Annotated in this window: 8 protein-coding genes; all 8 read left to right on the forward strand. The window is 42.4% G+C overall.

From position 1 onward, the window contains the following. Window positions 1-18: 18 nt before the first annotated feature. Entirely contained in the window at window positions 19-1,965 is a 1,947-nt protein-coding gene (locus EWE74_RS20785) for a glycoside hydrolase family 97 protein (protein WP_130143585.1), read from the forward strand. Window positions 1,966-2,034: 69 nt separating this feature from the next. Beyond that, window positions 2,035-3,420, forward strand: coding sequence for a glycosyl hydrolase family 28 protein (locus tag EWE74_RS20790; protein WP_206365320.1), 1,386 nt, complete (start codon window positions 2,035-2,037; stop codon window positions 3,418-3,420). Between the two features lie 12 nt (window positions 3,421-3,432). Further along, entirely contained in the window at window positions 3,433-5,046 is a 1,614-nt protein-coding gene (locus tag EWE74_RS20795; protein WP_206365321.1) for a hypothetical protein, read from the forward strand. 50 nt (window positions 5,047-5,096) lie between these two features. Beyond that, window positions 5,097-7,028, forward strand: coding sequence for a glycoside hydrolase family 127 protein (locus tag EWE74_RS20800; protein WP_130143586.1), 1,932 nt, complete (start codon window positions 5,097-5,099; stop codon window positions 7,026-7,028). Window positions 7,029-7,079: 51 nt separating this feature from the next. Further along, entirely contained in the window at window positions 7,080-9,821 is a 2,742-nt protein-coding gene (locus tag EWE74_RS20805; RefSeq protein WP_130143587.1) for a heparinase II/III domain-containing protein, read from the forward strand. A 217-nt stretch (window positions 9,822-10,038) separates the two neighbouring features. Then, window positions 10,039-11,991, forward strand: coding sequence for a glycoside hydrolase family 97 protein (locus tag EWE74_RS21245; protein WP_130143588.1), 1,953 nt, complete (start codon window positions 10,039-10,041; stop codon window positions 11,989-11,991). A gap of 15 nt (window positions 11,992-12,006) precedes the next feature. Then, window positions 12,007-12,174, forward strand: coding sequence for a hypothetical protein (locus EWE74_RS21160; protein ID WP_165384785.1), 168 nt, complete (start codon window positions 12,007-12,009; stop codon window positions 12,172-12,174). Window positions 12,175-12,268: 94 nt separating this feature from the next. Continuing rightward, entirely contained in the window at window positions 12,269-13,897 is a 1,629-nt protein-coding gene (locus EWE74_RS20815; protein ID WP_239018740.1) for a glycoside hydrolase family 43 protein, read from the forward strand. Window positions 13,898-13,924: the final 27 nt, after the last annotated feature.

Genomic DNA, 13,924 nt, shown 5'->3' on the forward strand with positions numbered 1-13,924 from the left:
AAAAAAAATAAAACAAGCATGATAAAATACGTAACACTATTAATTGCTTTTACCGTTAGCTTGAACGATATCTATGCCCAACCCGGTAAAAAGTTGCAGGAGTGGACATTGCATTCGCCTGATGGAAATTATAATATCTACATAACCCAACATGAAACTGCCAAAGATAAACGTCAACTTTATTATACAGTTGATTATAAAGGCAAAAACATTATTAAGACTTCGGCACTGGGTATCCAATTAGAAAACCAACTGTTTGAATCTGCTTTGGGTATTGAAAACGATCCTTCCGAGTGGTGGTGCGAAAATCTGGATTTTCAGAAAGAGGAGAGAAATGAGGTACGGGATCAATGGGAACCACTCTACGGTGAACGCAATAACGTTAAGAACCATTATAAGGAATTGAGGCTCGTGTTCACGAAATTTGGTGAGGGCGATGCCGTAACTGACGGACAGCACGGAACGAGCTACGATAAACGACGTAGTTATGAAATACATTTGGTTTTTAGAGCGTTTGACGAAGGAGTCGCTTTCCATTATCATTTCCCCGAAAGTAGTAATGGTCTATTTTTGCACATCGTTGGTGAACAGACGGAGTTTGCGTTTGAACCGGGAACGGAGGCATATTACGAACGTTGGGCACAAGGACCATACTCGGTAAAGCCTTTGGCGGATTGGGAAGACGAGAGTGAACGCCCGTTGACCATGAAGTTAAAAAATGGTTTATATGTCTCTCTACTGGAAGCCCAGATGGTCGACTACGCGCGAACAAAATTTAAATTGCATCCGGAGAAGAAAAATACATTGCAAGTGTCTATTTATGATGCGGTGGATGCGATTAGTCCTTTTTCTACCTCTTGGCGTGTCATCATGGCTGCTGAGCAACCGGGACAGCTTATTGAAAATAATGATATCGTCCTGAATTTGAATTCACCAAACGCGATTCAGAATACTTCCTGGATCAAACCGGGGAAAGTTATCCGTTCCAATCTCACTACGGCTGATGCGCTGGAATGTATTGATTTCGCTGCGGAGCGTGGACTTCAATACGTGCATTTGGATGCCGGCTGGTATGGTCCGGAGATGTTGGTCAGCTCTAAAGCGGATAAAGTAGCAGAACACAGGGACGTCGATATGCAGAAGATTATCAATTATGGTGCGACTAAAGGCATCGGGATATTTGTGTATGTCAATCAGCGGGCGTTGTATGGTAATCTAGATGAGTTGTTTTCCCTGTACCAAAAATGGGGATTGAAAGGTGTAAAATTCGGATTTGTACAGATTGGATCTAACCGTTGGTCTACCTGGTTGCATGAAGCAATCAAGAAGGCTGCAAAATATCAGCTATTAGTGGATATCCACGATGAATACCGCCCCACCGGTTTCAGCCGGACGTATCCTAATCTGTTGACACAGGAAGGTATCAAAGGGAATGAGGAAATGCCGGATGCTACACATAATACGATATTGCCGTTCACACGCTTCCTCGCTGGAGCGGGGGATTATACGATCTGTTATTACAACAGCCGTATCAAAACGACACGCGCCCACCAGTTGGCGCTGTCCGTAGTGTATTACAGTCCGTTACAGTTTTTGTATTGGTATGATAAGCCTGGCGATTATAACGGCGAACCGGAAATTGCCTTCTTTGATAAGGTAAAGACGGTGTGGGATGATACTAAGGTATTAAACGGAGAGATTGGCGAATATATTACGATGGCGAGACGGAGTGGTGAAGAGTGGTTTATCGGCGCTATCGGTAATAACGAAGCACAGCAGGTTTCTGTTTCATTTGATTTTCTGGAACAAGGGAAAACGTATCTGGCAGACATATACGTCGATGATGATACAGCAAATACACGTACGAAAGTTGGCGTTACGCAAGTGGAAGTGGATGCAACCACCTTAAAGAAATTTGACTTAAAGAAGAGCGGTGGCGTAGCGATACATGTATACCCGAAATAACGTTGAATAGATTTGAAAGACTAGATGATGAGATACTTTTTAGTTGTACTATGCTTTTTTTGTAGTTTTATGGCTATTTCTTATGGTAAAGAGGACAATAAATTGGTTGTTTACGATGCTCCGAAGGGTGCGTTGCTGAACGATGATTTTGTCGTTAAGGTTAAAAGTTCAAGCGGAAGTTGGAAAGGTATTCCAAGCCATTTGGTCAAAGTAGATGAAGTGCGGAACACAAAACATCAGGTTGAAAACGCATCGATGGTTTTTTTTGACTTCTCGGGAGAAGCTGAAGTCTCGATAACCTATACCAAAGGCAATATTGATAGGGCGCAGATCAGACCAATATCCTACGGAATTGAACCAAAAGTAGAAGGAAACACATTAACGTTCAAACTTCAGGAAGCGGCTAATCTCTCCGTAGAGATTAACGATGATATTTTTCATAATCTTCATCTCTTTGCCAACCCATTAATGACAGACATTCCGGATAAAAATAATCCTGATGTTATCTACTTTGGCCCAGGAATCCATACGTTTGAGGATAATAAATTTGAAGTGCCATCCAACAGTACGGTGTATGTAGATGGAGGAGCAATACTAAGAGGGCAGCTGTTAGTGCATAATGTCAAGAATGTAAAAATAATCGGCAGCGGCATGGTCGAGCATACGGTAAAAATGGGTATCCATATCGCTGGGTCAGAAAATGTACATGTAGAAGGATTATTTGTAACCCAATGTGCTACGGGAGGGTCGGATAACGTGACTATCCGAAACGTCAAGAGCATCAGCTACTATGGCTGGGGCGATGGGTTGAATGTCTTTGCTAGCAGCAATGTGCATTATGATCGCGTGTTTTGCCGCAACTCGGATGACTGTACGACGGTTTATGCGACACGGAAAGGATTTGAAGGCGACGCTCGCAATATTACCATGGAGAACTCCACGTTGTGGGCGGATGTAGCTCATCCGATTTTTATCGGTATACATGGTAACGCGGATAGACCGGATACGATTGAAAATCTGGTCTATCGCAATATAGACATCTTAGATCATAAAGAAGCTCAATTGGATTATCAAGGTTGTTTGGCGATTAACGCAGGAGACAACAACGTGATACGTGACGTCACATTTGAAGATATTCGTATCGAAGATTTTCGGCAAGGCCAGCTCTTTAATGTGCGTATTTTCTTCAATGAGAAATACTGTCCGGCACCGGGTCAATCTATTGAAAATATCTTGTTTAAGGATATTTCCTATAACGGTGTCGGAGACGAAATATCGATTATTGCAGGTTACAATGAAGAACGAAAAATCAAGAATATTACATTCCAAAATTTGAAGATTAATGGGAAGTTGATAACAGACGATATGCCTGACAAACCGAAATGGTACAAAACAGGTGATATGGCTCGAATTTTCATAGGCGAGCATGTCGACAATGTAAAATTTATTCCTTAATCGTTAACGACTATGATAGGGAACTTCTATAAACTGCTTTTACTCTTCATCTGCATTTGGACACCTCTAGGGTACGTTTTATCCGCTGAATGGCAATGGTCCGTGCCCTTAGAAGGATATATCTCTGACGAAACAAAGGATCACCCGAGCGCATTTCTCTGGATTCCGGAAGATTGTGATCAGGTAAAAGCAATTGTTTTCAGCCAGCAGAACATGTGCGAGGAAACCATCTTTGCACATCCGAATTTTCGGAAAGCGATGGCAGAACTTGGCTTTGCCATCGTTTGGGTTGCGCCAGGTATCGATTATCAATGGAATACCACGAACGGATGTCAGGAGGTATTTGACAAGATGATGGATGATTTCGCTGATGTTAGCGGGTATACGGAGATAAAACACGTACCGATTGTTCCGTTGGGACATTCCGCAATGGCTACTTTCCCGTGGAATTTTGCCGCATGGAATCCGGAACGCACATTGGCGGTCATTTCGTATAAAGGAGATGCGCCTCGGACTAACCTAACTGGGTATGGAAGAGAGAATCTGGAATGGGGAAGAACGCGGAATATCGATGGCATACCGGGATTGATGATAGAAGGCGAGTATGAGTGGTGGGAGGCCCGTGTCAATCCTGCGTTAGCCTTTCGGATGATGTATCCCGAAAGTTGTGTTTCATTCTTATACGACCGGGGACAAGGACATTTTGATGTGTCGGATAAGGTGGTTGATTATATGATTCTCTTTTTGCAAAAAGCCGCAAAATATCGCTTACCGGATAGTCAACCAATGGACAGCCGAACTAAATTGATAACAATAAATCCTACAGATGGGTGGTTGGGCAGTCGTTGGATAACGGATGTGAAGCGCGAAAAGGCCGCTCCTTTCTCGATCTATAAAGGAAATAAACATGATGCTTTTTGGTATTTCGATCAAGAAATGGCAGAAGTAACGGAAAATTACTATAAAGAGGCTCGGGGAAAAGAAATGCGGTATATTGGTTTTGAAATGGACGGGGAGTGGTTACCTTTTGACAAATCATCGCACGGACAATATCAGGCAACGCCGGCGTTAGGAGATGACCTAACTTTTACGGTATCGGCGGCGTTTACCGACTCCTTACACAGTCAGAGATTATCCTCCCCTTCAAAAAATGCGATCCGCATTCATAAAATAAACGGACCGGTAAAGCAAGTGAACGATACAACGTTTATCGTCGATTTTTACCGAATGGGAATGAACAACCCACGACGAACGGGAGATATCTGGCTGTTTGCACAGGCCGAAGAGGATAATCGCTATAAAAGTGTCGTCCAACAGCTGAACATAAAGGTTCCTTATCCATTAACGACAGGGGAACGGCAATATATTTTGTTCCCTGGATTGCCGGATGTCGAATATGGAATAAAGGAAATGCTGCTAAATGCTACAAGTGACAAGAACCTGGATGTGTCTTATTATGTAAAAGAAGGGCCTGCGAAAATAGCAAGAAATAAGGTGATTTTTACCAAATTTCCCCCGCGTACAAAGTTCCCGGTTAAGGTAACAGTAGTCGCGTGGCAATATGGTTTGAAAGATAGCATACAGAGCGCGTCTCCGGTAGAACGGAGTTTCTATGTGCAACGTTAATAGTATGCAACCAGATGTGGTATCGAATGAAGAAATTGATCAATATATTTATGAGAAAGAAGATTTTATTAATTGGATTGGGATTGTTATTTGGTGAATTAACGAACGCACAGTCCGTATACCCCGGGCAGTACCAGAGTAAGCTGACACAACCTGTGCAAGCCGATATTAAAGCCTACAGTTTCGAACTGAAAGATGTAAAGCTCCTGCCTTCTATTTTTAAGGAGAATATGGAGCGTGATGCTGCTTGGATACTTTCGCTGGAAGTGCCGAGCCTGTTGCAAAGTTTTCGCAACACCGCGGGAGCGTTCTCGAGTCGTGAAGGCGGTTACATGACCGTCAAAAAATTAGGTGGATGGGAGTCGTTGGACTGTGATCTGCGCGGGCATAGCATTGGGCATTTGATGTCTGCCCTGTCGTATCTCTATGCATCTACCGGAGAAGAGAAATATAAGCTAAAGGGCGATAGCATTGTTGCTGGACTGGCAGAAGTCCAGACTGCTTTGGAGCAAATCGGTGGTAAAGGCTACATCAGTGCTTATTCAGAAAACCTGATTAACAGAAATATCGCAGGTGGTAGCGTGTGGGCACCTTGGTATACACTTCATAAGATTTATGCAGGCCTAATAAATCAGTACCTAAATGCAGACAACGAACAAGCGTTAGAAGTAATGAAAAAGGCGGCCTCTTGGGCGTACCAAAAGCTAAAACCACTCACAGCGGATCAACGCGCGCTAATGTTGCGCAATGAGTTTGGTGGTGTGAATGAGGCTTTCTATAATTTGTACGCGATTACGGGTAATGCCGAGCATAAAGAACTGGCCGAGTTTTTCTACCACAATGTCGTGATTGATCCATTGGCGGAAGGCGAGGCAGATTTCTATTTTAAACATGCGAATACGTTCATTCCGAAAGTGATCGGCGAAGCACGGAACTACGAATTGCATAATACACCACGTGCCCGCAATATTGCCCGTTTCTTTTGGAAAGCAGTGATTGACCACCAGACATATGCTACCGGAGGAAATAGCCATAAAGAAAAGTTTATTCACAACGACAGTATCTCCAAAAACCTGACAGGCTATACGCAAGAAACTTGTAATACCAACAACATGTTGAAGCTGACACGTCACTTGTTTAGCTGGGATACGAATCCGGAGTATGCGGACTATTATGAACGTGCGTTGTATAATCATATCTTGGGACAGCAAGATCCGGAGTCAGGCATGGTTTCCTATTTCCTGCCCTTATTACCGGGCTCGCATAAGGTATACAGCACCCCTGAAAACTCGTTTTGGTGTTGCGTAGGTACGGGCTTTGAAAATCACTCGAAATACAATGAAGCGATCTATTATCATAAGGATAGCGATCTTTTTGTCAACCTATTTATTCCCTCCGAATTAAACTGGGAGCAGAAAGGCGTCAAGTTAACACAACAGACGAATTTTCCGGCAGAAGGAACAACAAGCTTGACGGTGTCGTCGGCATCCGATGCTAAATGGAAATTAAATTTGCGCTATCCATATTGGGCGTCAGGAGTGCAGGTCAAGGTGAATGGTAAAGCGGTTAAAATCAAGCAAACACCATCGTCCTATATCAGCATCGACCGTGTATGGAAAGACGGTGATCGGGTAGAAGTCACGTATCCGATGTCCCTGCACCTAGCGGAAGCAAACGATGATCCCAATACCGCTGCGGTGATGTACGGTCCGTTAGTATTGGCAGGAACAATGGGGACGGAAGGGATGACGGGTACTGCGCCGTTCTCCGACCCAACAGCATATAACGATTACTATACGTATGCGTACAATGTACCTGAAAGTATCAAGACATCGTTGACCTTGGACAAGAAAAACTTAGCAGAGGCAATTCAACCTGTAGAAGGACAGCCGCTAGTGTTCATAACAAATGACAATATACGTTTAGAACCGATTCATCAGATTCACCGGCAACGGTATGTAGTCTATTGGGATTTGCAATAAAACCTAATGGTGTACGATTACGAATACAATAAAATATTAAACACGAATAAAATGAAATTAAACTTGTTCCTCCTCCTATTATCATTTTGGGTTTGTTCAAGCCCGAGTTTACAGGCACAACAAATCCCGCTGCCATCAGATTTACCGCAGTCCAGACCTCGATTGTTGACCACGCCGGAGCAGAAACCAAAACTTTTGGAACAGATGGAGAATGAACCGTGGGCGAAAAACGTGATGCAGGGCATTGTGGAGCGGATAGATCCCTACCTATCCAGGGTAGCAGAACAACCTGATTGGTTGTATTCCCGCTTAATGATGTATTGGAAGAGTAAAGCCACACAGGTCTATATCAATGGGGGCGTATATGCGCGTGCAGACGGAGAAGCTCCAGTACCTACGGTACGTTTTGGAAGTACACGTGGCGTGAGCTCGCCTATTAAGCGACCGAAACTGGAAGATATTGTTCCGTATATGGATGATACGAAAGGTGTGTATTTCCATAACACCGCCAAAGAAGGAAACCCGTTGGAATGGACCGAACAGGCGAATGTCTCGGGAGGACAGATAGAAAGTGTTAACCACGAGATTATCCGTATCGGGCGGGATGCTGCTTTTCTATATTGGATGACCAGTGAGGAACGTTATGCGAAATTGGCGTATGATGTTTTGAACACGTACTTGATGGGAATTTATCATCGGAGCGAACCTATCGATATAGGAAACGGCCATGCGCAGACATTGGTCGCGATGACAACTTTTGAAGTGATACAAGAAGGTATCCTCCCCGATCTGGCAGAGTATTATGATTTTCTACATAGTTACATCAGAGAAAAACACACAGATAAAATAGCTGTTTTCGAAACAGCGTTTAAAAAATGGATAGACATTACCCTTAAGAATGGGGTGCCTCATAATAACTGGAACTTGCACGGAGATAAATTTATCCTGCCCGTGGCGATGATCTTGGAGGATAATGCAGCGTATGACGACGGTAAGGGACGGGAATATTATATCGATTATATCCTCAACCGAAATGTTGCGCGGCAATGGTCTATTCCACGGCTGATGCAATATGGTTATGATTTTAATAACGGGGTATGGAACGAATCTCCGGGCTATGCGCAGAGTGTAACCAGTATCTTTATGGATTTTATGGTGCATTATGACCATACGTTTAACCAGAATTTACTTCCTTATATGCCGGTGATGCGCAAAGCGGTGGACGTGCTGCCCCAGTATCTTTTCCCGAATGGGCAGACTACTGCATTCGGTGACTCCTATTATGGCAGTGTCAATACGTCGTCGATGTATAGCATGATTAGAATGGCGCAAAAATATAGGCAGAAGGACGATGAGCGCCATTTTACGGGTATGTATAAGTTGTTTGGAGGTGAACAAACAGAAGGGCAGGACAGAAACCGACCCACACAGGTATCCTCGTTCTTTTCCAGCAACCCGATTACACTCCGTAAGGACGTGCAACCGGGCAAAATAACAGATTATGTAACCCCAACATTTTATGCTCCGAACGTCAGCTGGTTTGTGCAGCGGAATAAATTTTCAGATGCTGAAAATGGCATGATGATATCACAATATGGCTCGTATGGTAATCATGCGCATGCTAATGGGTTGGCTATCGAGTTATATGGCAAAGGATATGTACTTGGAGCGGAATCCGGTATAGGGTCTTCTTATTTTGAAAAACCATATTTAGAATACTATTCCCAATTTCCGGCACATAATACGGTGATGGTAGATGGCATTTCGAAATATCCGGAGATGTTGAGCAACCATCCTTTTGATTTGCTGGCTAATTACCCGGCATCCGGACAGAAAGAAGGATATTATGACGGGATTACTTACTCGGATGCTTATTTCTTAGAGCCGGAAAGCCGTAGTGATCAGCGTCGTTTTTTAAGTATCGTGAGTACAGGTGAGACTAGTGGTTATTATGTGGATATCTTCCGCTCGAAAAAACAACGTGCCGGTGATAAGTTCCATGATTATTTCTATCACAATCTCGGTTTGGAGATGGCGATAAAAGATACCGAAGGTAATCGATTGGAGTTGAAACCCAACAATGAAATGGCTTTTGCCGGAGGACACTTATTTGCACTCGATTATATGTGGGATAAGCGTTCTGTAAAAACAGATAAAGATTACGAAGCTATATGGAAAATGGCGAGACCGGACAGCAATCACGTGTACATGCATTTGTGGATGAAAGGATATGCCGACCGGGAAGTCTTCTCCATTAAATCGCCTCCGGCGAAGTCTTTTCGTGGAAATGGCGGATTGCCTTATACGCCTTCAGAAGTACCTTTCTTAACTATTGCAGCAAGACAGCATGGGGAAGCATGGGACAGGCCATTTGTTTCTATATTTGAACCGTATACTACCGATGAAGGACGTTCTATAGACAAGATAGAATCCTTTCATGCAGAAGATGTTTCCGATGACTTTGTAGGATTGGAAGTGAAAAGTAAAAGCGGGCAAGTCGATTATATTTTCTCTTCCGTAAACGAAGAAAAGGCACGTTATAAGGATATGATTGCTTCGGCTACCTACGCCGTTGTGAGCGAAAAAGGCGATGATTTTACGTTGTTTTTAGGTCATGGCAAGCTGTTGCAAGGTAAGGGGTTTACGATACAATCAGAAGTAGCGACGAATACAGTATTGGAATATCGTGAAGGAAAATATTATGTACATACCGAAGAACCGATAACTATACGAAGGGGGACACGGAAAAAAATAAAAGTGGATGCCCGGGATTTTGGAGAGATAAAGTTGTAGCATAACGAAATAGATGGCGTTGCAATGCTCGGGATACCGCTATCCTCTATAGCCGCAAATGTGTTTTGGGTAAATTAAACTCAACGCGCTAGGGTATACACAGTGGCAATGATGAAAAATAGTATTTATGGGATTCTTTTATAGAAGAATACTTGAGTGGCTCTTATAAAATATATGATCATATCGAAAAATAAATTTATTAACAAAAAGATATAAGATGAAAAAGTATTTAACGTTTTTCCTTTCGCTGATCGTGCTAAGCACGTCTGCACAGAAGTTCCAAATTACATCTCCGGACCGAAGTATTAAAATGGAGGTAAACTATGAAAATGAGTTATTCTACTCAATAACTTATCATGATAAGTTATTAATAGACAATTCACCATTAGGTTTTGAGTTTAAGAATGAAGAACCTATGAAAAGCGGAATGTCTTTACTCAACGTTCCAAATGTTTCTTTGGAAAAAGATTCTTGGGTGCCTGTGGTGAAAAACAAACATTCAAGTATCTCCTTAATATGGAATGAAGCTAAGCTAAGTTTTAAAGAGACGAAAGGAGACCGACGGCAAATGGATTTTTTTATTAGGGTCTATGATAACGGGGTAGCCTTCCGGTATCAGCTTTATGGCGGGCGGAAAATCGGTAACAGGCAAATTACACGCGAACTAACGGGATTTTCACTTCCTGAAACATCTTCTGGGTGGGTAGCTGAATATCCGAGACCTTATACATCCTCACAGGAAACGGAATTTGTAAAAACTGCTCTTACCGACCTAGCAACAACTACTGTTGCGGGATTACCGTTCCTGGTAGAGGTTGATAAAGAAAACTATGTAGCCATTACAGAAGCAAATATAGACGATTTTTCCGGATTTTATATTGGAAAATCAGCTGAGGACAACGTAGGTCAGATTATGTTGACCACCAAACTTTCGCCTTTGCCGGGCGAAAATGAAAACGGGGTCAAAACTCGCTTTGTGGAAAAGACGCAAACACCTTGGCGCGTATTAATGATTGGAAATCATCCTGGGAAGTTTATTGAGTCTGAAATCATTCATGGGCTGAACCCTCCATGTGCCATTGAAGATCCTTCCTGGATAAAGCCGGGAATGTCTGCCTGGGACCATTGGTGGAGTGGAGAAGTGAAGATGGAGATGGATGTGATTAAAGAGTACATAGACTTGGCGGCTGCACAAGGATGGCCTTATATGCTTATCGATTGGCAATGGTACGGTCCCTTTAATAGACCGGAAGCAGATATTACGAAGCCTGCTCCTCAACTCAATATGCCGGAAATTTTGGAATATGCCCGTTCTAAGAATGTACGTTGTTGGTTATGGTTGTATAATACCGATGTAAATAAAAACGATAGCTATAAAGAAGCTTTTGCTTTGTATGAGAAGTGGGGTATAGCTGGTATAAAGATCGATTTTATGGATAGAGACGATCAAGAAATGGTAAATTGGTATAGGAGAATAATCAAAAAAGCTGCTGAACATAAATTATTAGTAAACTTTCATGGGGCCTATAAACCCGATGGCATCGATCGTACCTATCCCAATATGATTACTCGTGAAGGGGTGTTAGGTGAAGAGTATTCAAAATTCAGTAATCGGATAATACCGGAGCATAATATAACACTTGCTTTTACACGTATGCTCGCCGGACAAATGGATTATACTCCTGGAGGTTTTTTGAATGTTACTCGCGAAGGTTTTAAACAACAGAGTCCAACACTGATCGCCAATACGCGTTGTGCGGAACTTTCAAAATTCATTATATATGAAAGTCCATTGACTGTTTTCAGTGAACATCCGAAATATGTATTGGGTCAGCCAGGAGCGGATTTTCTGAAAATAGTACCAACAGTCTGGGATGATACTCGTTTCATTGATGGTTATCCCGGAGAGTATATTGTTATGGCAAAAAGATCGGGTAAACAATGGTTTGTTGGCGCAATGAATAATCGCGTACAGCGAACAATTGAGATTGAGACTTCTTTTTTGCCGGAAGGTAGATACATCCTTGAGTATTGGGAAGATGGAAAAGATGCGAATAAAAAGCCGACAAATCTTAATAAAAAGAAAATACGTTTTGGATCGGATAAACCTCTGAAAATAAAAATGGCTAATTCTGGAGGATATGTTGCTGTTTTTACGCCTGAGAAGTAAACTAAAGTATTACTAGTGATACATGAGTTTTTAAATATCGCATCAGAAATACCGACGAATGCAGTATTGGAATACCGTGAAGGGAAATATTATGTGCATGCTGAAGGACCGATAACTATCCGAAAGGGAAAAGGAAAGAAGGTAGCTATAAAAGCACAAGATTTCGGCGAAATACAGTTTTAGATATAGAAGACTTTAGATATAGAAGACGGATAAGATGATAAAACTAACTATTTATAAACTTCTTATAGTAGCCTGTATAGGTTTCTGCTACATAATGCCATCACTAAGACTTAACGCTCAAGTTTCACAAACATGGGTTCCCGATCAAGGTAATGGTACATATAAGAATCCTATTTTATATGCGGATTATTCTGATCCGGATGTTATACGTGTGGGCGACGATTATTATATGACGGCCTCAAGCTTTAACAGCGTGCCCGGTTTACCCATATTACATTCCAAGGATTTAGTGAATTGGCAAATCGTCAATTACGCACTTGGGGATTTGAATCTCGAAGGAGTGCCAACAGGATTTTTTGATAAACCTCAGCACGGAAAAGGCGTGTGGGCGCCTTGTATCCGTTACCATAGGGGTGAGTATATAATTTATTGGGGCGATCCGGATTTTGGTATTTATGTGGTTAAGACAAAAGATATTCTAGGACCTTGGGATAAACCAATCTTAGTATTACCGGGCAAGGGACGTATCGATCCAAGTCCGCTGTTCGATGATAATGGTAAAGTCTATTTAACGCATGCTTGGGCAGGGAGCCGTGCGCAGTTTAATAGCGTGATGACTGTTTGTGAAATGGACGAAACGGGAAAAAATGTGATTGGTGAAGAAAGCCTGATTTTTGATGGTAACGATGGTATCAATCATACGATAGAAGGGGGCAAGTTTTATAAGAAGGACGGTTATTATTATCTGCTGGCACCGGCAGGTGGGGTAGAAATGGGGTGGCAGATCGCGTTACGTTCCAAAAATGTATATGGCCCTTACGAGGTGAAACGGGTTCTCGATCAGGGAAAAACGGAGATAAACGGACCGCATCAAGGCGGACTTGTACAAACGCAAACGGGTGAATGGTGGTTTATCCATTTTCAAGATAAAGGGCCATATGGTCGTGTGACGCATTTGCAGCCTGTCCAGTGGAAAGATGGCTGGCCGGTAATGGGCATAAATGATAAAGATTATTGTGGCGAACCGGTTACCACGTATCGTAAACCGGATGTCGGAAAAACATACCCCATGGTAACGCCGGTAGAAAGTGATGATTTCAATGCGGCGAAGCTCGGATTACAATGGCAATGGCATGCCAACCCGCAACAAGGATGGGGATTCCCATCGACCAATGGCTATATACGCTTGTATGGACAATATTTTCCGGATGGATATACAAACTTTTGGAACATTCCTAATTTGTTGTTACAAAAGTTACCTGCTCCAAAATTTACAGCTACTGTGAAACTTACTGCTATATTGCAAAATGAAGGCGATCAGGCTGGTTTGATTATGATGGGCTGGGATTATAGCTATATTGCACTCCGTAAAACAAAGGAGGGGTATACAATAGGTCAAGCTGTTTGTGAGGATGCAGAGCAAAAAGGAAAAGAAAAATTAGTGGAAGTACTATCCGTCAAAAATCTACATACAGAGGTGAAATATAATTACCAAACCCGATTGGAAGCGACCGAAATACATCTACGTATGGAAGTTTCTGATGGCGGGGTATGTCAATTCTTGTATAGCGTTGATGGGAAAGAATTTAGGCCGGTCGGGGAACAATTTCAAGCTAGACAAGGGAAGTGGGTTGGTGCAAAAATGGGAATGTTTATATTGAATAAGGAACATAATACAATACGTTCGTGGATGGATGTGGATTGGTTTAGAATACATAAATAGTATCCTAGATACCGAGCGTATAAAACA

The organism is Sphingobacterium corticibacterium, assembly GCF_004208525.1.
Lineage (GTDB): Bacteria > Bacteroidota > Bacteroidia > Sphingobacteriales > Sphingobacteriaceae > Sphingobacterium > Sphingobacterium corticibacterium.